The organism is Streptomyces sp. NPDC050704 (assembly GCF_040654355.1).
In the GTDB taxonomy this organism is placed as follows: domain Bacteria; phylum Actinomycetota; class Actinomycetes; order Streptomycetales; family Streptomycetaceae; genus Streptomyces.
This window is the reverse complement of record NZ_JBFAHW010000002.1, coordinates 40,851-60,229: the sequence shown is the minus strand read 5'-3', so window position 1 is coordinate 60,229 and position 19,379 is coordinate 40,851. Positions and strand designations below refer to the sequence as shown.

18 protein-coding genes and 1 tRNA gene are annotated in these 19,379 nt (G+C 72.1%); 12 read left to right on the top strand and 7 right to left on the bottom strand.

The genetic code is table 11. The features are described 5' to 3' along the window. Nucleotides 1–2: 2 nt before the first annotated feature. The gene (locus tag AB0I18_RS01295; RefSeq protein WP_363103255.1) at nt 3–692 is read right to left on the bottom strand and encodes a hypothetical protein; all 690 of its coding nucleotides are present in this window, start codon (nt 690–692) and stop codon (nt 3–5) included. Nucleotides 693–869: 177 nt separating this feature from the next. Here AB0I18_RS01295 and AB0I18_RS01290 point away from each other — a divergent pair, with 177 nt between their 5' ends. Continuing rightward, entirely contained in the window at nt 870–1,415 is a 546-nt protein-coding gene (locus AB0I18_RS01290; RefSeq protein ID WP_363103254.1) for a GNAT family N-acetyltransferase, read from the top strand. A 45-nt stretch (nt 1,416–1,460) separates the two neighbouring features. Here AB0I18_RS01290 and AB0I18_RS01285 read toward each other — a convergent pair whose 3' ends face one another. Next, nucleotides 1,461–3,416 carry an MFS transporter gene (locus AB0I18_RS01285; protein WP_363103374.1) on the bottom strand — a complete coding sequence of 652 codons (1,956 nt, stop codon included), beginning with the start codon at nt 3,414–3,416 and terminating at the stop codon, nt 1,461–1,463. A gap of 1,390 nt (nt 3,417–4,806) precedes the next feature. Beyond that, complete coding sequence (locus tag AB0I18_RS01280) at nt 4,807–5,418, bottom strand: hypothetical protein (protein ID WP_363103253.1); 612 nt, start codon at nt 5,416–5,418, stop codon at nt 4,807–4,809. Nucleotides 5,419–5,422: 4 nt separating this feature from the next. Here AB0I18_RS01280 and AB0I18_RS01275 point away from each other — a divergent pair, with 4 nt between their 5' ends. Then, nucleotides 5,423–5,773, top strand: a complete 351-nt coding sequence (locus tag AB0I18_RS01275; protein WP_363103252.1) for a peptidoglycan-binding domain-containing protein — start codon at nt 5,423–5,425, stop codon at nt 5,771–5,773. Nucleotides 5,774–5,998: 225 nt separating this feature from the next. Here AB0I18_RS01275 and AB0I18_RS01270 read toward each other — a convergent pair whose 3' ends face one another. After that, complete coding sequence (locus AB0I18_RS01270) at nt 5,999–6,664, bottom strand: HAD family hydrolase (RefSeq protein ID WP_363103251.1); 666 nt, start codon at nt 6,662–6,664, stop codon at nt 5,999–6,001. Between the two features lie 326 nt (nt 6,665–6,990). On the opposite strand from AB0I18_RS01270, the gene AB0I18_RS01265 reads away from it, so the two are divergent. The 4 genes from AB0I18_RS01265 to AB0I18_RS01250 all read left to right on the top strand — a co-directional run bounded on the left by AB0I18_RS01265 (nt 6,991) and on the right by AB0I18_RS01250 (nt 12,362). Further along, complete coding sequence (locus AB0I18_RS01265; protein ID WP_363103250.1) at nt 6,991–7,635, top strand: HNH endonuclease family protein; 645 nt, start codon at nt 6,991–6,993, stop codon at nt 7,633–7,635. A gap of 139 nt (nt 7,636–7,774) precedes the next feature. After that, nucleotides 7,775–9,547 carry an alkaline phosphatase D family protein gene (locus tag AB0I18_RS01260; RefSeq protein ID WP_363103249.1) on the top strand — a complete coding sequence of 591 codons (1,773 nt, stop codon included), beginning with the start codon at nt 7,775–7,777 and terminating at the stop codon, nt 9,545–9,547. 367 nt (nt 9,548–9,914) lie between these two features. Beyond that, on the top strand, nt 9,915–11,825 hold the full coding sequence (locus tag AB0I18_RS01255; protein ID WP_363103373.1) for an FAD/NAD(P)-binding protein: 1,911 nt from the start codon (nt 9,915–9,917) through the stop codon (nt 11,823–11,825). Between the two features lie 84 nt (nt 11,826–11,909). Beyond that, nucleotides 11,910–12,362, top strand: coding sequence for a DoxX family protein (locus AB0I18_RS01250; RefSeq protein WP_363103248.1), 453 nt, complete (start codon nt 11,910–11,912; stop codon nt 12,360–12,362). An 81-nt stretch (nt 12,363–12,443) separates the two neighbouring features. Here AB0I18_RS01250 and AB0I18_RS01245 read toward each other — a convergent pair whose 3' ends face one another. Next, complete coding sequence (locus AB0I18_RS01245; RefSeq protein WP_363103247.1) at nt 12,444–13,103, bottom strand: superoxide dismutase family protein; 660 nt, start codon at nt 13,101–13,103, stop codon at nt 12,444–12,446. A 246-nt stretch (nt 13,104–13,349) separates the two neighbouring features. Between AB0I18_RS01245 and AB0I18_RS01240 the strand changes: the two genes are divergently transcribed. Next, on the top strand, nt 13,350–14,021 hold the full coding sequence (locus tag AB0I18_RS01240) for a VTT domain-containing protein (protein ID WP_363103246.1): 672 nt from the start codon (nt 13,350–13,352) through the stop codon (nt 14,019–14,021). 46 nt (nt 14,022–14,067) lie between these two features. Here AB0I18_RS01240 and AB0I18_RS01235 read toward each other — a convergent pair whose 3' ends face one another. Then, the gene (locus AB0I18_RS01235) at nt 14,068–14,304 is read right to left on the bottom strand and encodes a DUF2277 domain-containing protein (protein ID WP_363103245.1); all 237 of its coding nucleotides are present in this window, start codon (nt 14,302–14,304) and stop codon (nt 14,068–14,070) included. Between the two features lie 137 nt (nt 14,305–14,441). Here AB0I18_RS01235 and AB0I18_RS01230 point away from each other — a divergent pair, with 137 nt between their 5' ends. Together AB0I18_RS01230 and AB0I18_RS01225 are read left to right on the top strand one after the other, a co-directional pair. Further along, complete coding sequence (locus tag AB0I18_RS01230; protein ID WP_363103244.1) at nt 14,442–14,783, top strand: hypothetical protein; 342 nt, start codon at nt 14,442–14,444, stop codon at nt 14,781–14,783. Nucleotides 14,784–14,855: 72 nt separating this feature from the next. Next, nucleotides 14,856–16,280, top strand: coding sequence for a GMC family oxidoreductase N-terminal domain-containing protein (locus AB0I18_RS01225; RefSeq protein ID WP_363103243.1), 1,425 nt, complete (start codon nt 14,856–14,858; stop codon nt 16,278–16,280). 117 nt (nt 16,281–16,397) lie between these two features. Here AB0I18_RS01225 and AB0I18_RS01220 read toward each other — a convergent pair. After that, nucleotides 16,398–16,469, bottom strand: a tRNA-Val gene (locus tag AB0I18_RS01220). A 239-nt stretch (nt 16,470–16,708) separates the two neighbouring features. Between AB0I18_RS01220 and AB0I18_RS01215 the strand changes: the two genes are divergently transcribed. The 3 genes from AB0I18_RS01215 to AB0I18_RS01205 all read left to right on the top strand — a co-directional run bounded on the left by AB0I18_RS01215 (nt 16,709) and on the right by AB0I18_RS01205 (nt 19,346). Beyond that, nucleotides 16,709–17,518 (top strand): DUF4097 family beta strand repeat-containing protein, encoded by an 810-nt coding sequence (locus tag AB0I18_RS01215; RefSeq protein ID WP_363103242.1) that lies wholly within the window; start codon nt 16,709–16,711, stop codon nt 17,516–17,518. A gap of 74 nt (nt 17,519–17,592) precedes the next feature. Next, nucleotides 17,593–19,011 (top strand): hypothetical protein, encoded by a 1,419-nt coding sequence (locus AB0I18_RS01210; RefSeq protein WP_363103241.1) that lies wholly within the window; start codon nt 17,593–17,595, stop codon nt 19,009–19,011. A gap of 110 nt (nt 19,012–19,121) precedes the next feature. Continuing rightward, nucleotides 19,122–19,346, top strand: coding sequence for a zinc ribbon domain-containing protein (locus AB0I18_RS01205; protein WP_363103240.1), 225 nt, complete (start codon nt 19,122–19,124; stop codon nt 19,344–19,346). Nucleotides 19,347–19,379 lie beyond the last annotated feature (33 nt).

Sequence of the window (19,379 nt, the reverse complement as noted above, 5' to 3'; positions counted from 1 at the left end):
TCTCAACTCCCCTTCGCGTGGTGACGCCTGGTGAGCGCCCACGGCGAGTGCGTTCGGCCGCGGGAGCCGTCGGTTCGGGTGGTTCGGTCGGCCTCGGGCTCTTCGCGCCGGGTGACGCCCTCGCGGTCCTCGCGCCCGGGGGTCACGAGGTCGTCGAAGAGCGCGCGGGCCTCGATCATGGCCTCCCGGAGCTCCTCCGTACCCGCGTGGTTCCCGTCGCCGCCGGTCGTCGGCGCGTGCGCGGCACGGTGGATGCGCCGGTAGCCCTGGACATGGTGCGGGTGGTGCACGGAGAGCGCGGCGAGCTGCTCGTCGTAACGCCCGCCGTCCGGGAAGCCGCGCGTGCGGGCCAGCTCGCCGAGGATCTGGTCCGCCTCGGCCACGGCCTCGCGCGGCGAGTCGACGAACCGTTCCTGGGCCGCCGCCCAGCGGGCCGCGTACTGCTCCCGCGCCGCGGGCTCCAGCGGCTGCCTGCGCAGCGTCCCGTGCTGCTTCACACGGTCCGTGAGCTCGCGCTCGGCGGCCTTGGTGTCGCCGTCGTGCCGGGCGACCGTCCGGTCGTACTCGGGCCCGAAGCGCCGCTTCAGGCCCCGCCCGCCGCCCGTCCCGCGGGCCATCACGAACCTGGCGATCACGGCACCGATGATGAGCACCGCGACCACGATCAGAACGATGATCACGCCTGTGGACATGGAATGCCTTCCGGGTTGTGGGCCCAGTGGGCCGTTTCACCGGCCGGGTTGCCCGCACGACGCCGTCCAAACGGCGCCGGCCGCATCACCGGGGGCGCACTCCTACGGACCGCTCCCTCGTCACTCCCTCGTAATCGACTTGCCGACGGCGTACGGAACCTCGTGACAATGCCCTTCATGAACACCCGCACGCCGACGCCCTGGACCGTCGCCCCCGAGCCCTTCGACTCCCCCGCGGCGGCCGCGCTCTGGCGCGCGTACTACACGGAGGTCAGCGACCGCTGGTACCGGCTCCACCGCGGGCACGACACCGACCCCGCCGAGCTGGAACGCGAGATCGCGACCGACACCGGGGCCGAGTTCGCCCCGCCCGCCGGGGTGCTGCTGATCGCCCGGTACGACGGCGAACCGGGCGGCATGGCGGGCGTGCGGCTGCGCGACGCGACCACGGGCGAGCTCAAGCGGGTCTTCGTACGCGAGGACCTGCGCGGCAGGGGCGGCGGTGCCGTCCTGCTCCCGGCGGCCGAGTCGGCGGCCCGGGCCCTCGGCGCCGAGCGGCTGGTCCTGGACACCCGCGGCGACCTGCTGGAGGCGCGAGCGCTGTACGCGCGGCACGGTTACGCGGAGACCGAGGCGTACAACGACGGCCCGTACGCGGAGCACTGGTTCGCCAAGCGGCTGGTCGACGGAGGCGACTCAGGCGTCCGGATGCCGACCGCCTGACCGACCGCCTGTCTGTCTGGCCGGGGCCAACTGACTCGCGCCTGGCTAACCGGCGCTCCCGTACGCCCTCGGTGGCGTCCCGTTCTGGGGCCGCTCCGCGTCGGAGCCGCACATCTCGGCGTTCAGCTCCTTGATGAGCTGGACGAGGTCGGTGGGCCGGTCCGGGCCCCACCAGTCGCCGAGCAGCTCGGCCAGGGACTCCTCGCGGGCCGTGGCGAGCTTCTCGGCGACCTCGCGGCCCTGGTCGGTGAGGACGAGGTCGAGGCCCTCGCGTACGGCCAGGCGGCGCTCCTCGACCTGGCGGGCGGCCGCGATGATGACGTGCAGGGGTACGACGCTGTGTTCGGCGAGAACGCCGGGCTCGGCCCAGCCGTAGCGCCTGATGCGCAGCAGGAGCCAGCTCGCGGCGGGCAGCAGGTCGTACCCGGCGCGGGCGGTGATCTTCTCGTAGATCTCGCGCCGCCCGGCCCGCGTGCCGAGCACGGACAGCGCGCGGCACACCTCGTCGTGCGAGGAGCGTTCCACGGGATTGCTGGCCAGCGTCTGTGTGACGTCGGGCGCGGTCACCGAGCCCCGCAGCTTGTCCTCGCGCAGGAACCAGGCCAGTACGAAGCCGGCGAGGGCGACCGGAGCCGCGTACAGGAAGACGTCCGTGATGGAGGTGGCGTACGCCTCGATGACGGGCGGCCGCAGCGCGACCGGAAGCTCGGAGATGATCTTCGGGTCGGACTTCAGCGCGTCCGTGCCGAGGTTCGGCGGGAGCTGCTGTCCACTGAGCGCGTCGGTCAGTTTGTCGCCGAGGCGGCTCGCGAAGAGCGTGCCGAAGATGGCCACGCCGAACGAGGCCCCGATGGAGCGGAAGAAGGTGGCGCCGGAGGTCGCGACGCCGAGATCCTCGTACGAGACGGCGTTCTGCACGATCAGGACGAGGACCTGCATGACCAGGCCGAGACCGAGTCCGAACACCAGGAAGTACGCGCTCATCTCGAACGTCGGGCTGTCCACGTCGAGTTGGTGGAGCAGCAGCAACCCGAGAGCCGTGACCCCCGTGCCCGCGATCGGGAACACCTTCCAGCGGCCCGTACGGCTGACGATCTGTCCGGAGACGGTCGACGAAAGCAGCAGTCCGGCCACCATCGGCAGCATGTGCACGCCCGACATGGTCGGCGAGACACCCTGGACGACCTGGAGGAACGTCGGGAGATACGTCATCGCGCCGAACATCGCGAAGCCGACGATGAAGCTGATCACGGCGGAGAGGGTGAAGGTGCGGATCCCGAACAGCTTCAGGGGCAGTACGGGTTCGGCGGCCCGGCGTTCGACGCCCACGAAGACCACGGCCAGGGCGACGCCCAGCACCGCGAGGCCGATGATCTGCGGCGAGCCCCAGCCCCAGGTGCTGCCGCCGAGCGAGGCGACGAGGACGAGGCAGGTGGCGACGGACGCGATCAGGAACGTACCGAGGTAGTCGATCGTGTGCTTCTGGGAGCGGACCGGGATGCGCAGGACGGCGGCGATGACGGCGAGCGCGACCACGCCGACGGGGAGGTTGACGTAGAAGACCCAGCGCCAGCTCAGGTGCTCGGTGAACAGGCCGCCGAGCAGCGGGCCGAGGACGCTGGTGGCGCCGAACACGGCCCCGAACAGGCCCTGGTACTTGCCGCGTTCACGCGGTGGGACGAGGTCGCCGACGATCGCCATCGACAGCACCATGAGTCCGCCGCCGCCGAGCCCTTGGAGGGCGCGGAAACCGATCAGCTGGGGCATGTTCTGCGCCATACCGCAGAGCGCGGAGCCGATGAGGAAGATCACGATGGCCGTCTGGAACAGCTTCTTGCGTCCGTACTGGTCACCGAGCTTGCCCCAGAGCGGTGTGGCGGCCGTGGAGGCGAGCAGATACGCCGTGACGACCCACGACAGGTGGTCCATGCCACCGAGGTCGCTGACGATGGTCGGCAGCGCGGTCGACACGATCGTCTGGTCCAGGGCGGCGAGCAGCATGCCGAGCAGCAGGGCGCCGATCGAGACGAGGACGCCGCCCTTCACGTGCTCCTGACCGGCGGTGGCGCCGCGTGAGTGGTCCCTGGCGCCGCGAGCCGTCTTCCGTGCGTTCGTGCCGTGCGCGTCCTCGGCCATGAAGACCTCCCGCCGCCAGGGTCCCGTTCCTCTTCCATGCTGGGTCCATCCTGGTCGGTGTGACCGGTTATGGCCTGTTGAATCCTGTGAGGAACCCGGGATTCCGGGGGTAACCGGGAGATTGTGTGGAGGGGGTCTGCATAATCGCTGGAGTTCGTACGGGGAGGGATTCACACGTGAGCGACCGAAGTGGGCACGTCTGCCCGGAATGCGGAGCACCCCGGGAGTCGGGGGGTTCGCCGACGTGCGGCTGCGCCCGCCGGGCGGCAGACGCACTCCTGGAGACCCGCTCCGCGGAGGCGGCCGCGGCCGCGGATTTCGATCCGCTACGAATACGGCCGTACGTCGATTTAGCCGACCCGCCCCCACACCAAGCCACCGACACCGCGTCCGACCCCGGGCCCTACGGGACGGCCGCGCCCACAGACCAGCCCGGGCCCTACGAAGCTGCCAGCACCGCGGCCGACCCCGGGCTCCACGGGACGGCCGTACCCACAGACCAGTCGGGGCCCCATCAAGCATCCGACACCGCGGCCGATCCCGAGGCCTACGGAACAGCCGTACCCGAAAACCAGTCCGGCCCCTACGAAGCTGCCGGCACCGCAGCCGACCCCGGACCCAACAGAACCTCCGGGACCACGAACCGGCCCAGGCCCCACCAGGCCGCTGGCACCGCGGCCGAACCCGGGCCCCACGGAACGGCCGTACCCGCAAACCAGCCCGGGCCCTACGAAGCCGCCGACGCCGCAGCCAACCGCGGGGCCTACGGAACAGCCGCGCCCACCAACCAGCCTGGGCCCCACCAAGCCGCCAACACCCCAGCCGAACCCAGGCCCTACGGGACACCCGCTCCCACGAACCAGCCCAGGCCCCACCAAGCCGCCGAACCCACGCCCCACGGGGCAGCCACGCCCACAGACCGACTCAAGCCCTACGACGCTGCCGGCACCGCGGCCGACCTCGGGTCCTACGGAACAGCCGCGCCCACCAACCAGCCTGGGCCCCACCAAGCCGCCAACACCCCAGCCGAACCCGGCACTTACGGAACGGCCACACCCACAGACCAACCCGGGCCCTACGAACCCGCCGACGCCGCAGCCAACCGCGGGGCCTACGGGACAGCCGCGCCCACCAACCAGCCTGGGTCCCACCAAGCCGCCGACCCCACGGCCGAACCCGGGCCCTACGGGACAGCCGCGCCCACCAACCGGCCCAGGCCCCACCAAGCCGCCAACACCACGGCCGAACCCAGGCCCTACGGGACAGCCGCGCCCACCAACCGGCCCAGGCCCCACCAAGCCGCCGACGCCGCAGCCGACCCCACGCCCCACAGGACAACCGCGCCCACCAACCAGCGCCGGCCCCACGGCGCTTCCAGCCCCGCGGACCAACCCAGCCCGCCCACAGCACCCCGCGCACATCTCCCGACCACGACGCCCACCCCGCTCGGAGCGCCCCGTACTCCCGAGACGCCCGTCGACACAGCCCTCACCGTCCCGCTGCCGCAGTTGTCGCCGCTGTCCTCGGCGTCCTCGGCGACGCCGCCGCCGGACACCGCCGTCCTCCGGCTCTTCGAGGAGCCGGACCCGGCCCTCTTCGCGGAGGAGCCCGCGAAAACCAGCAGCCGACGGCGCCGCTTCGCGCTCATCGCGGCCGGGGCCACCGCCGTGGTGCTGGCGGCAGGGGGCTTCGCGGGCGGGCTGTTCTCGTACGAGACGCCGTCGCGGGAGAGCGCCGCCCCGGACGACATACGCGCGAGCGTGCCGGACGTGCCGGCGCCGGAGCCCTCGACGTCGGCGTCTGAATCCGGGTCGCCCTCACCGTCACCGTCGGCCTCGCCGTCCCCGTCGAGCAGCGCGAGCGCCACACCGGTGGCACCGGAGCCGACCGTCCCGTCCGCCGCCCCGTCCCGCCCGGCCACCACGACGCGCTCCCCGTCCGCCACCAGCTCCAGCAGTTCGACGCGCCCCACCCCCAGCACTCCGCCGGAGAGGGCCGAACCCCTGGTACTGCGCCCCGGCGACGAGGGACCGGAGGTCACCGAACTACAGCAGCGCCTGAGCCAGTCGGGCCTCTACGCGGGAAACGCCACCGGCGACTACGACACCCGGACGGAGACCTCGGTACGCAATTTCCAGGTGACCCGGAACATCAGCGAGGAAGCGGGCGTATACGGCAAGGAGACCCGCAGACGCCTGGAGTCGGAGACGGCGGAGCCGTAGTCACGGCCCGCAGGGCCGCAGAACCGCGGGGCCACGGGGCCTCCGGGGCATGGGGCCTCCGGGGCCCCGAGGCCACGGGCAGACGAAACACGGCGTCCGGCACACGGCCGGAGGCCACGACACCAGGCCGACGGCACGCGGCACAGCCGACTCCGGCCACCCAAGTCACCCGACGAGCAGCCGACGGCACCTACGTCACCCCACGAGCAGCCGACGTCACCCACGTCACCCCACGTGCAGCCGAACCGCCCCGCCCCCCAAGTCCTCAACCCGCACCCGCCGAAGATCCCGCACCACCACATCCGGCCGGTGAAAGGCGGCCCGGGGCCCGACCCCGACAACCCGCATCCCCGCGGAGCGCCCCGCCGCGATCCCGGCCCCGGAGTCCTCGAACACCACACAGTCCTCGGGCGCGATCCCCAACTCGGCCGCCCCCTTCAGGAACCCCTCGGGGTCCGGCTTACTCGCCCCCACGGACTCGGCGGTGACCCGCACCTCGGGCAGCTCCAGCCCCGCCGCCGTCATCCGCGCGGTGGACAGCGCCACATCCGCGGAGGTCACGAGCGCGTGCGGCAGCCCGTGCAGCGAGGCCAGGAACTCCGCGGCCCCGGGAATCGCGACGACGCCGTCCATGTCGGCGGTCTCCTCGGCGAGCATCCGCGCGTTGTCGGCGTAGTTCTGCTCCATGGGCCGGCTCGGCAGCAGCACGGCCATCGACGCGTACCCCTGCCGCCCGTGGACGACCTTCATGACCTCGTCCGCGTCGAGCCCGTGCCGGTCGGCCCAGCGGCGCCAGATGCGCTCGACGACGGCATCCGAGTTGACGAGGGTGCCGTCCATGTCCAGCAACAGGGCACGGGCGGTCAGCACGGTCGTGGCCGTCATCGGCATGCTCCAAGGCGTGAATGAGGGGCCCATGCGTGGCCCCGGGAACAAGGCGGCCCCGCCCGCCGGTCAGGGAAAACGGGCGGGAGCCACTTTGTTCCTCCACGGTACAAAACAAAGAGGCGATCCCGCTACACCTGCGAGGGATCCGTTTGGGCGCTTGGACACGCGAAGGCCCGCCCGTCCAAGCGGACCCGAAAGTCCCGCCCCACTCCTTGTTATGTCATGCCCACGTCATTAACTTCTCACGTGACGCACATCTCCCGGAAACCAGGTACCGCAAGCATTCATTCGCCCGCAGGTCAACTTCCCCCCACATCAAGGGAGTTCGCATGCCTAAGATCTACGCGCGTCGACGGCTCAGTCTAGTGGCCGCCTTCGCCGGTTTGATAGCCATGGTCGGGCTTTTCAACGGTCCGACCGCCTCCGCCGCGCTGCCCACCCCCGTCAGCGCCGCCACCGCCCGCACCTACCTCGCCTCGCTCACCGTGGCGACCGAGGACCGCACCGGCTACAGCCGCGATCTGTTCAACCACTGGATCACCATCAGTGGCTCATGCAACACCCGTGAGACGGTCCTGAAGCGCGACGGCTCGAACGTCGTCCAGGACTCCGCCTGCGCGGCCACCAGCGGCAGTTGGTACTCCGTCTACGACGGCGCCACCTGGACCGCCGCCTCCGACCTCGACATCGACCACCTGGTCCCGCTGGCCGAGGCCTGGGACTCCGGCGCCGACGGCTGGACCTCGGCCAAGCGCCAGCAGTTCGCCAACGACCTGACCCGCCCGCAGCTCATCGCCGTCACGGACAACGTGAACCAGTCGAAGAGCGACCAGGACCCGGCCGAGTGGATGCCGTCCCGTACCGCCTACGCCTGCACGTACGTACGCGCCTGGGTCCAGGTGAAGTACTACTACGACCTGTCCGTCGACTCCGCGGAGAAGACCAAGCTCAGCTCGGTCCTCAGCGGCTGCTGAAGCGCCCGCCGAAGCGGCCGCTGAAACGACGGCCGAAACGACGGCCGAAACGACCGCTGATCAACTGCACCATGCACGGAACCTCCCCGCTCACCTCCGTCGTTCCGTACCGTACGGGGCGACGGAGGAGAGTGATCACGTGGCGAGGCTGCGCCTGGGACCGCTGCTGAGGTATGTCGACGGCTCGTCCGCGACCGTCTGGGTCGAGGCGAGCCGTCCGTGCACCGCCGAGGTCCGCTGCCCGGACGGCGCCGGCGGCGAGGCCCGCACCTTCCAGGTCGCGGGCCATCACTACGCGCTGGTCCCGGTGACCGGACTCGCACCGGGCACGACCAGCCCGTACGAGGTGCTGCTCGACGGGGCGACCGTCTGGCCGCTGCCCGACGCGCACGCCCCCGGAGGGCACGGCGGCTTCCCGCCCTCGGTGATCCGCACCCCGGCGAACGACCACGAGACCGTACGGGTCGCCTTCGGCTCCTGCCGCTGGGCCGCGCCGGCCGACGGCGAGAAGGACCCGGTGGGCCCCGACGCCCTGGACACCCTCGCGGCCCGTATCGCCGCGGACCCGGACGGCGAACGCCCCGACGTACTGGTGCTGTTGGGTGACCAGGTGTACGCGGACGAGGTGTCCGGGCCCACGCGCCGCTGGCTGGAGGCCCGCCGCGACCTCAGGGAACCGCCGGGCCCGGAAGTGGCCGACTACGAGGAGTACACGCACCTCTACTACGAATCGTGGCTCGACCCCGAGGTCCGCTGGCTGCTCTCCACCGTGCCCAGCTGCATGATCTTCGACGACCACGACGTCATAGACGACTGGAACACCAGCGCCGCCTGGCTCGCCGACATGCGGACCACGCCCTGGTGGCGCGAGCGCCTGCTGAGCGGCCTGATGTCGTACTGGGTCCACCAGCACCTCGGCAACCTTCCGCCCGACCGGCTCGCCGAGGACCCGCTGTACGCGGCCGTCCGCGCCACCCCCGACGGCACGGACGCGCTGCGCGCCTTCGCCGCCGGCGCCGACCACGACCCCGCCTCCGTCCGCTGGAGCTACCGCCGCGACTTCGGCCGCGTACGGCTCCTGATGGTCGACACCCGGGCGGCCCGCGTCCTCGACGAACAGAACCGCTCGATGCTCGACCCGGCGGAGGCCGCCTGGCTGCGCGAGCAGGTACTGGAGGGCCGCACCCCGGCCCCGACGACCACGAGCCGGGCCGCGACCGCTCCCGAGTCCCTGTCGCCGCCCTCCTCTGTCTCCTCCCCCTCCGCCACGCTCGCCCCCGGGGAGTCGGCCGTCCCCTACGACCACCTCCTCATCGGCACCTCCCTGCCCTGGCTGCTCCCCCATCTCGTGCACGACGCCGAGTCGTGGAACGCCGCGCTGTGCCGGGGCGAGCGGGGCGCGCGCTGGGCGCGGTTCGGGGAGGACCTGCGGCGGCGGGCCGATCTGGAGCACTGGGCGGCGTTCCCCGCGTCGTTCGACGCGCTGGCGGAGCTGATCGCCGAGGCCGGGTCGGGGGCGCAGGCGCCGGCGACGGTGTGCGTGCTGTCCGGGGACGTGCATCACGCGTACATCGCCGAGCCGACGTGGCCCGAAGGCTCGCCCAAGCCCGATGCCAGGGTGCTCCAACTGACCTGCTCCCCCGTCCACAACTCCATCCCGCTCTCCATACGGCTCGGCTTCCGCTTCGGCTGGAGCGGCATCGGCCGCGCCATCGGCCGCCGCTTCGCCGGACACGGCGGCTGTGCGCGTCCGCTCGTCGACTGGCGGAAAACCGGCGGTCCGTGGTTCGGCAACCAGCTCATGACTCTGACCCTGCAAGGCCGTTCGGCCCGGCTGCGGCTCGACCAGGCGCGGGAGGAGCGCGGCGGAGGCGCCCGGCTGAAGACGGTCGTCGAGTCCGAACTCACCTAGGGTCCGAACCCACCTAGGGCCTGACTCACCTGGGGCCTGCCCGGTCTCGCCCCGCAATTCGCCGATTGCATACGTTTGTTGCGTACGTTGCCGATGATGGCCGTGATGGCCGTGACGCATCCCACAACCGGCGTCGATGATCCGCCCAAGGGCTCGGTTCCCGCGGTACGCGACGGCATGATGAGGCGGACCGTCCGCTTCCGGTGGGCGGTTTGCCGCCCAGTGCCCCACCTGTCCGGGAGTCACCCCTTTGTCTGCAGCGACCGCGGAGCCGACGGAACCAGCGGAGCCCGCCGAGATCGCCGAACCCACCGAGCCCGCCGAGCCCGAAGGGGCTGCCGAGTCCGCCTCCGCCGTCTCCGTCGCCCTGGTCGGCGCCGGACCGCGCGGTACCAGCGTCCTGGAACGCCTCTGCGCCTCCGCTCCCGAACTCCTCGCGCCCGGCACTCACTTGACGGTCCACGTCGTCGACCCGTCGCCACCGGGTGCCGGCCGCGTCTGGCGGACCGCCCAGCCGCCCGAGCTGCTGATGAACACCGTGGCCTCGCAGGTGACCCTCTTCACCGACGACAGCGTGGAGTGCTCGGGCCCGATATGCCCCGGCCCGAGCCTGCACGCCTGGGCCGGCGGCGCGCTGGGCCCGGACGACTACCCGACCCGGGCCCAGTACGGCCGCTACCTGGAGTGGGTCTTCGCCGAGGTGACCCGCGAGGCGCCGCCCGGCATCCGCGTGCGGACGCACCGGGCCCGCGCGATACGCCTCGACGACGCGGCCGACGGCCACCAGACCCTCGTACTGGACAACGGCCGCACCCTCCCGCGCCTGTCGGCCGTGGTACTGGCGCAGGGCCACCTGCCCGCCGTGGCGGACCAGGCACAGCAGCGCCTCTCCGCGTACGCCGCCCACCACGGCCTGCGCCACGTCCCGCCCGCCAACCCGGCCGACCTCGACCTCGCCGCCCTCGCCCCCGGCGAAACCGTCCTCCTGCGCGGCCTGGGCCTCAACTTCTTCGACCACATGGCCCTGTTGACGACCGGCCGCGGCGGCCGCTTCCTGCGCACCCCGGCCGGCCTGCGCTATCTCCCCTCGGGCCGCGAGCCCCGCCTGTACGCCGGGTCCCGCCGCGGCATCCCGTACCAGGCCCGCGGCGACAACGCGAAGGGCCCGTACGGCCGCCACATCCCCCTCGTCCTCACGCCGGAGGCCATCGCCCGCTTCCGCAAGCGCGCCGACTCCGGCGAGGCGCCCGACTTCCTCACGGAGATATGGCCGTTGGTGGCGAAGGAGGTCGAAACGGTCTACTACGAGGCCCTGTTGAGGCGAGGCGCCGGGTCAGTACGGGGTGCCGGGTCGGTACGGGGCCGCATGCCTACCCGGGACTTCCGTGAGCGGTTCCTCGCCGTCCCCCACCGGGACCCCCAAGAGGGCCTGATCCTGGACGAGTTCGGGATCACGGAGGCCGACCGCTGGTCCTGGGACCGTATTTCACGGCCGTACGGGAGCCGCGTCTTCACCGGCCGCCGCGACTTCCGGGAGTGGCTGCTCGCCCACCTCCGCGAGGACGCCGCGCAGGCCGCGCTCGGCAATGTCGACGGTCCGCTCAAGGCGGCCCTCGACGTGCTGCGCGACCTGCGCAACGAGCTGCGGCGGATCGTCGACCACGGCGGGCTCGCCGGAGCCTCGCGACGGGAGCATCTGGACCGCTGGTACACCCCGCTCAACGCGTTTCTCTCGATCGGCCCGCCCCGGCGCCGTATCGAGGAGATGGCCGCGCTGGTCGAGGCGGGCGTCCTGGAGGTGCTGGGCCCGCGACTTGAGGTGCGGGGCGAGGGTGGCGCCTGGGTGGCGCACTCCCCGGACGTGCCCGGCTCGACCGTGACGGCGACCACGCTCATCGAGGCGCGACTGCCGGAGCCGGATCTGCGGCGGACGGCCGACGAGCTGCTCGCCCGGCTGCTGAAGACGGGCCAGTGCCGCCCGCACACGGTGGACGGTTACGAAACCGGCGGACTGGACGTAACACAGCGCCCGTACCGTCTGATCGACCGTCAAGGCCACACGCATCTCAGGCGTTTCGCACTCGGCGTGCCCACGGAGGGTGTTCACTGGGTGACGGCCGCCGGGGCCCGACCGGGTGTGGACTCGGTCACTCTGTCGGACGCCGACGCGGTGGCGCGGGCCGTGCTGCGGACAGCCGCGACCCAGGCAGAACAAGGCTCGAGGCCCGATTTGGCAGCGAAAGCTTGGCCAAAACTTGAACTTGCAACCATTGATTAGGCAGACCTAACGTAGAGCACTCACTCGGTTCGTCCCCCAGACCGGTCCCACCCAGGACCGGCTCAGACCGAAGGAGTTCCCCACATGACCGGACGCCTCAACAGCGCCCAGCCGTACGCCATCGGCCTGTTCCGCATAGTCGTCGGCTTACTCTTCGCCTGCCACGGCGCCGTCTCGCTCTTCGGCGTCCTCGGCGGCGTGGACGGCAACGGAAACACCGTGGAGACGGGTGCCTGGCCGAACTGGTACGCGGCCGTCATCGAGCTCGTCGGCGGCAGCCTGGTCCTGCTCGGGCTCGGCACCCGCTTCGCGGCGTTCATCGCGTCGGGCGCGATGGCCTACGCGTACTTCAAGGTCCACCAGCCAGAGGCCCTATGGCCGATCGAGAACAGCGGTGAGGGCGCGGCCATGTACTGCTGGTCCATGCTCCTGCTGGTCTTCACCGGCTCCGGCGCCTTCGGCGTCGACCGGCTCCTCTCCCGCCGCGCCTCGTCGGCCACCGAGGAGAAGCGCGCCTCGGAGCCCGTCGCGGCCTGACGCCCGTACGGCACCGGCGCCCACCCCTTCCGCACGCGGGGTGGGCGCCGGTGCCGTCTCAGGTGCCTCAGGTGCGCCGCCTCACGCGGCCCACCCGAACGGGACCGTGAAGCACGCCAGCCGCGCGCCCGAGCCGCCCTGCTCGCCGTGCAGCACCACGGAGGCGGCCTCGCCGCGCCGGAAGTTCCAGTCGTGGCGCGCGCTCGCCGCACCCGCACCGTGCGCGTCGGCGGTGAAGTCGAGCCACACCTCGTTGTCGGCGTTCACGTCTGCCGGGTCCTTGGACGGCCGATGCTGGTAGTGCCCGCCCGCGGCGGCCGGATCGGCGCCGCACGGCTTCTGGTGCACATGCACGCCGTACGCGTGCCCCGGCTTCAGGCCCGTCACGCGCAGCTTCACCGTCGTGGCGCCGCGCTCCTCGCTGCGCTGGCCGACCTCGATCCAGGAGGCCGCGGGCACGAGCTTCACGTCGTACGTCACCGCCGCCGACGGCACCAAGGCAGTGGGCGGCGCGAACCGCGCGTCCGTCCGCATCCAGTAGCCGTGCGCGGCGCCGGTGCCACCCACGCCGCCCTCGTCGGATGCGCCGGTCGCGCCGTACGCGCCGCTCGACCCGGTCGCGAGCAGCACCGACGCCACGACGCCGATGACCACTCCGACCGCTCCCGCTCTTCGCGCCACCGCTCCGGCCGGGCTGGCCGAGCTGGCTATGTCTGCGTCTGCGTCTACTTCTGCCACCATCTCTGGTTCGCTCCTCACACCGATCGCTGCCCCTTTCCGTTCGTACGGGACGCGGAGCCCGCCCGCCCCCCGGGAAGCGGCAGCCGGGTGAACATGGTGTGGCGAATACCCGAGCCCCCTGTGGATCTCGTGTCGGACCCGAGGCGTACGCTGTATGGCTGTCACAGGCCGCTCCTGCCGCTCCCCCGCGACATCGCGGCATCACCGGCTGGTCGGGGCCTACGGGGGAGACACAGGGGAGTAAGGGTGCTTGAGAGTGTGGGGTCGCTGTCGGGCAGCCCTTGGATCTACAGCCAATGGATCTATGCCGTGGTGGCTCTGTCGGTCCTGTTCGACGTTTTCCTGCCGGTGCTGCCGAGCGGCGTGCTGGTCATCACGGCGGCGACGGCCGCCGCGGCCGGTACGGCGAGCGCGGCGACCGCGCACGTCCCGGACATCCTGTCGCTGACGCTCTGCGCGGCGACCGCCTCGGTCCTCGGCGACCTCGTGGCGTACCGGCTGGCCTGGCGCGGCGGCGAACGTCTGGACCGGGCCATCGCCCGCTCCCGCCGCCTGCGCGGCGCGCAGGAACGTCTCGGCACGGCCCTCGCACGCGGCGGCGGCACCCTGGTCGTGCTGGCCCGTTTCGCACCGGCGGGCCGCTCGCTCGTCTCCCTCGGCGCGGGCGCAGCCCACCGCCGTGTCCGCGAGTTCCTGCCCTGGTCGATCCTGGCGGGGCTGGCCTGGGCGGCGTACAGCGTCACCCTCGGATACGTCGGCGGCCAGTGGCTGGGCGCGACCTGGCTCGCCACGGCGGTTTCCCTGGTGGCGCTGTTCGGGGCCGGGGCGGGGGCGGCCTTCCTGATGCGCCGGCCGACTTCGCAGTCGACGCCGGTGCCGGTGCCAGTGACCGCGGCGGAGGCGGGTTCGGGCGCCTGAGGCACGCCTGCGCACCAGTGGCCCCTTGCCCCTTCGGCTTACGCGGTCAGCCCGCCCGGCGGTTGGCGGTCGTCTGCCCGCGTATCTCCAGCCCCGCGAGCAGCTCGGCCGTGGCCTCCGCGACCGCGTCGACCGCGCGGTCGAAGACCTCACGGTTGTGGGCGGCCGGGGCACGGAAGCCGGAGATCTTGCGCACGTACTGAAGAGCTGCGGCGCGAATGTCCTCCTCGGTGGCCTCTTCGGGCAGGACGGGCGGTCGGAGTGTCTTGATGCTGCGGCACATACGCCCAGTGTCGCGCGCGGCACTGACATCGCGACCGGGATCAGCGCCACTCCGCCCACGAATCGTGGCCCCACTCGTTCGTATGAAGTCCCCCAAGGAACTCGCATCCCAAAATCGAACAGGCGTAGCATTAGCGCGTGGCTGAGACCTATGACTTCCCGAGTGACCTCCTGGCCGGTCAGGAGGAGCTGCATCAGGTCCGGGCCGAGCTTCTGGCCCTCCTGAAGCGGCTTCCCTGGTCGGTCGAGCCCCTGGACGGGTTCAGCGACATACACGGCTGGCGCAAGGTGGAACGGCCCGCGTCCCCCGGCTGGACCGCCGACGAGCAGGCCGAGGTAGAGAAGCTCCGCGAGCGCGAGCGTGAACTGACGGTCTTCGTGACCTGCCACCGCTTCTGGTCGGAGGTCACGACCGCGGACAAGGTGGACGCCCGGATGAGCCTGAAGCACGTACAGGAGACGGAGGACGGTTCCTCGTAGGCCCCACGTGCCGGGGCCCGCCCTTCAGAATCCGTGTGTTGCAGGACGCGTGCTGCGGGGTACGCGGCGGCCATGCGTTACGACACCGTCATCGTGGGAGGCGGAGCGGCGGGCGGGATTCTCGCCGCACGCGCCACGGAGGACCCGGAGTGCTCGGTGCTCCTGCTGGAGGCGGGGCCGGACTTCGGGCCTGACCCCGAAGGGCAGCCGCCGGACGTGATCAACGCCGACGACCCCGGGCCCACCGACTACGACTGGGGCCTCGAAGCCGAACTCGGCACGCTGGGACGCCGGTCCCCGGTCTTCGCGGGCCGGCTGCTCGGCGGCAGTTCGGCCACCAACAACGTGATGGCGCTCCGCGGACGGCCCGCCGACTACGACGCCTGGGCGTCAGCCGGCAACCACGGCTGGTCGTACGAGGAGGTGCTGGCGGACTTCGTCGGCGTCGAGCGGGATCTCGACTTCGGCGAAGCAGCCTGGCACGGCGACGCCGGACCCGTTCCCGTGTGCCGTCCCGGCGAACCGGCGCCGGTCCAGCAGGCGTTCCTGGACGCGTGCGCCACGGCGGGACACCCGGCCGTGGCCGATCACAACGCGCCGGGTGCGGTCGGCGCCGGACCGCTGCCGCTGAACCAGATCGGCGGCGTACGGCAGTCGACGGCCCTCACCTGCCTCGCCACCGCACGCGAGCGGTCCAACCTGACCATCCGCGGCGATGCGACCGTCGACCGGGTGCTCATCGACCGGGGCCGCTGCCTCGGCGTCCGGCTGGCCGGATCGGGAGAAGAGATCGAGGCGGGCCAGGTCGTGCTCACCGCGGGCGCGTACGGCAGCCCGGTCATCCTGCTCCGGTCCGGCATCGGCCCCGCCGACCACCTGCGCCCGCTCGGGATCCCGGTGACGGCGGACCTGCCGGGCGTCGGCGCCAACCTGCACGACCACCCCCTGCTGCGACTGCTGTACGCCTCGCACGCCCCGGCCGCCGCGCCGCCCCGCCAGACCCTCCTCACCACCGGCCCCGGCCTGCAGATCTTTCCCAGCGGGCCGGAGCAGGGCGAGGTCCTGCTGCTCGTGGCGCTGATGGCACCGCACTCGCGCGGGCACGTACGGCTCCGCTCGCCCGACCCTTACACACCGCCCGACATCGACGTGGGGCTGCTGCGCGCACCCGAGGACGCACCGCGCCTGCTGGACGGCGTCCACCAGGCCCGCCGACTGGCCCGGACCCCGCCCCTGAGCCGCTACTTGGACGACGAGCTGTGGCCGGGCCCCACGGCCGACCCGGACGACGCCCTCCACGAAGGGCTCAACGTCTACCAACACCCGGTCGGCACCTGCCGGATGGGCCCACCGAACGACCCGCACGCCGTCGTCACCCCGTCCGGCCACGTCCACGGCCTCGAAGGACTCCGAGTCGCCGACGCCTCGATCATGCCGACCATCCCCCGGGCCAACACCCACCTGCCCACCCTGATGCTCGCCGAGCACCTGGCCTGACGCCGGCTCCGAAGCGGACTCCAAGGTGGCAGCTGAGGGGACCCGGTCATGCGGACGGCCCCCCGGAGATCACTCCGGGGGGCCGTTTCAATCCTCTGACCTGCTACTCAGGTCCGGTGGGCGCGGACGGTTTCGAACCGCCGACATCTGCCTTGTAAGGGCAGCGCTCTACCACTGAGCTACGCGCCCGGATGATTCGACAGCCTACATTGCCCGGGGCACTGCCCGGCAAACTCGTAGCCGTCCCGGTAAGCGTCCCCGTAGCCGTCCTTGCGGCCGTCCCGGACTCCGGGCCTCCGCGATGCGGGGGTTTACCCCACCTCTTATCCGGGAGCGGCCCGGATCCCCCGGCGGGCCCCGGCTCCGTACGGTCGAAGAGCGTCCGAGCCACCGTACGGCCGAGGCGTCCGAGCCAGGGGGAGACCGCCATGACCAGCCGCTTCAGCCGTATCAGTCGCACCAGTCGGATTCGCCGTACCAATCGGATTCGCCGTTCCACCGTTGCCGTCGGCGCCGGTGTGGTCGCCGTCGGCCTGTTCGCCGTCGGGTGTGGGGCCAGTGCCGGGGACGACAAGGAACCCGAGCACCGTTCGTTCGCGCTCAGCGGCCGCACGCTGACCGTCGACTCCGACGACTCCGCGCTCGAACTGGTCGCCGCGGACGTCGACAAGGTCGAGGTCACCCGGTGGTTCCAGGGCAGTGTCGTGGTCGGCGGGGACCCCAAAGTGACCTGGGGGATGAAGGACGACACGCTCAAGCTCCGGATGAAGTGCTCGGGCGTGGTCGCCGACTGCTCGGCCAGGCACCGCATCGAGGTGCCGCGCGGTATCGCGGTCAAGGTGAAGGACGGCGACGGCAGCGTGCGGGCCCGGGGCTTCGAGGAGGCCCTCGATATCCGGGCGGTCGACGGTTCCGTCCGTGTCGACGACACCAGCGGCCCGCTGACCCTGCGCACCGGCGACGGCTCGGTCACCGCGACCGGCGTCGACTCGCGTCAGGTGGCCGTGAACACCGGGGACGGGTCGGTGCGGCTGGAACTCGCCGCCGTACCGGACAGGGTCGAGGCCCGCAGCCACGACGGTTCGCTCACCATCTCCCTGCCGAAAACGACGTACCACGTCACAGCCGATACCTCGGACGGCGCCGTGGATGTGTCGGTGCCCCGTGACGAGGGCAGTTCGCATGTGGTGTCCGCCCACACCCAGGACGGGAAAGTCACGGTGCGTACCGCGAACTAACCGGCCCGTGTGTTCGTCCTTACCTGGTGGGAGAATGACACCGGGCAAGGCGGATGACAGCACGGGAGAGGGAAGTGACGGCGACACCTTCGCAGCCGTACACGCCGGTTGTGCCATGCGCACAGCAACTACCTCGCCCCCGTGCCGGGTTCAGGGCCACGGGGGCTCGCGGTGTGGGCCGTGACCTGCTGGTCCTGGCCCTTCTTCCACTCCCCCTGCTCGCCCTCGCGCTGCCCGCCGCGTTCGCCGGTGGCGGCACGCGGCGGTGGTTCGGCGGGCGCTCCGAGAGTCAGCGGGCCGAGGCGCAGGCGGCGAAGGACGCCGCGGCGGCCGCGTTCTACGAGCTGGACACGGCCCAGCGCGATCTGCGGATCTCGATCGAGACCATCACCGCCGTCGACGACTCCCCCGCGGCCCGGCGGGCGGTCTCCGACTTCGAGGCGCTCGGCCGCCGCATCGACGAGGCCAGTGGTACGTACATCAGCGCGGTCGACGCCCACGACCTCGACCGGGACGACCTGGAAGCCTCCGTCGCCGCCCACGCGCGCACCGAGCTGACCAAGGCCAAGGACGAGCTGGGCCGGGTCAAGCAGGAGCTGGACCGTTTCGAGCAGGGCCTCGGGCCGCTCCTCGGCAAGGCCGAGACGCAGCTGGCCCGGCTCGCCCCGGCCGTCGAGCGCGCCCGCCAGGCCCTGCTCGCCGCGTCGAACGCCCTCGACGCGGTACGGGGATCGGGGCTCAAGGCCGACGACCTGGCCGCCCGCCTCGCCGTCCTCGCCCCGGAGCTGACCAAGCTCAACCAGGGCGCGGGGCAGCACGGCGTACCGGAGACGCTGGAGCGTGCCGACCGGGTCGCGCGGGACGCCGAGGCGGTGCGCGCGGAGGCCGACCGGCTGCCGGAGCGGGCCGCCGAGATCGACCGCCGCCTCGTCTCGCTACGGACCCGCGCGCAGGCCCTCACCACCCGGTCCGGGCAGGTGGAGCCCATCCTGAGCGAGCTGCGGCGCCGGTTCACGGCCGCGTGCTGGCAGGACCTGCAGCACGTACCGGACCAGGCCGAGGAGACCGTCCGGCAGGCCGAGCGGAAGCTGGCGGAGGCGCGGGCCGCGCGGGACGAGCAGCGCTGGGCGGACGCCACGTCGCGGCTGTCCACGGTGCGGGCGCTGCTGAACACGACCGACGAGGCCGTGTCCGCGGCCGGGGATCGGCTGCGGCGGCTGAACGAGGTGTCGAAGGATCCGCAGCGGGAGATCGACCGTACGCGGTTCGCGATCCGGGATGCGCAGCGGCTGGCGATGGCGGGGCGCAATACGCCGGATCCGCGGCATGCGCGGCCGCTCGATGACTCGGTGGCTCGGCTGGACCGGGCGATCGGCACGTTGGAGGGGCGGCACCCCGACTATTGGCATTTCCTGACTGAGACGGAAGCCGTGCGGGGGACTGTGGCTCGGGTGGTTTCGCAGATTCGGGAGGAGCGTGGGGGTGGGGCTTGATGGGTAGTTCGTTGACTGCGGATTGTGGGGGCTGGGCGCGCAGTTCCCCGCGCCCCTGAAAGGCGCCCCAAGGGGCGCCTCCAGCGGCTTCCGGCCGCTAATCTATGTGTATGCCTCGCTATGAATTTCGCTGCCGGACCTGCGGTGACACCTTTGAGAAGAGCCGTCCGATGGCCGAGTCGGCCGCGCCCGCGGCCTGCCCCGCCGGTCACGACGACACGGTGAAGCTGCTGTCGACGGTCGCGGTCGGCGGCTCGGCTGCCGCGCCCGCGCCCCGCGCGAGCGGTGGCGGCGGCGGTGGGGGCGGTTGCTGCGGCGGGGGCTGCTGCGGCTGACCTGCTTCAGTCTGCCTTCAGGTTCGGTTCTCT

Bases quoted from the DNA above. Each gene is read 5' to 3' on its own strand.
- AB0I18_RS01285 (WP_363103374.1), bottom strand. From the start codon at position 3,416: ATGCTGCTCGCCGCCCTGGACCAGACGATCGTGTCGACCGCGCTGCCG.
- AB0I18_RS01295 (WP_363103255.1), bottom strand. From the start codon at position 692: ATGTCCACAGGCGTGATCATCGTTCTGATCGTGGTCGCGGTGCTCATC.
- AB0I18_RS01290 (WP_363103254.1), top strand. From the start codon at position 870: ATGAACACCCGCACGCCGACGCCCTGGACCGTCGCCCCCGAGCCCTTC.
- AB0I18_RS01225 (WP_363103243.1), top strand. From the start codon at position 14,856: ATGCGTTACGACACCGTCATCGTGGGAGGCGGAGCGGCGGGCGGGATT.
- AB0I18_RS01215 (WP_363103242.1), top strand. From the start codon at position 16,709: ATGACCAGCCGCTTCAGCCGTATCAGTCGCACCAGTCGGATTCGCCGT.
- AB0I18_RS01250 (WP_363103248.1), top strand. From the start codon at position 11,910: ATGACCGGACGCCTCAACAGCGCCCAGCCGTACGCCATCGGCCTGTTC.
- AB0I18_RS01235 (WP_363103245.1), bottom strand. From the start codon at position 14,304: ATGTGCCGCAGCATCAAGACACTCCGACCGCCCGTCCTGCCCGAAGAG.
- AB0I18_RS01270 (WP_363103251.1), bottom strand. From the start codon at position 6,664: ATGCCGATGACGGCCACGACCGTGCTGACCGCCCGTGCCCTGTTGCTG.
- AB0I18_RS01245 (WP_363103247.1), bottom strand. From the start codon at position 13,103: ATGGTGGCAGAAGTAGACGCAGACGCAGACATAGCCAGCTCGGCCAGC.
- AB0I18_RS01205 (WP_363103240.1), top strand. From the start codon at position 19,122: ATGCCTCGCTATGAATTTCGCTGCCGGACCTGCGGTGACACCTTTGAG.
- AB0I18_RS01265 (WP_363103250.1), top strand. From the start codon at position 6,991: ATGCCTAAGATCTACGCGCGTCGACGGCTCAGTCTAGTGGCCGCCTTC.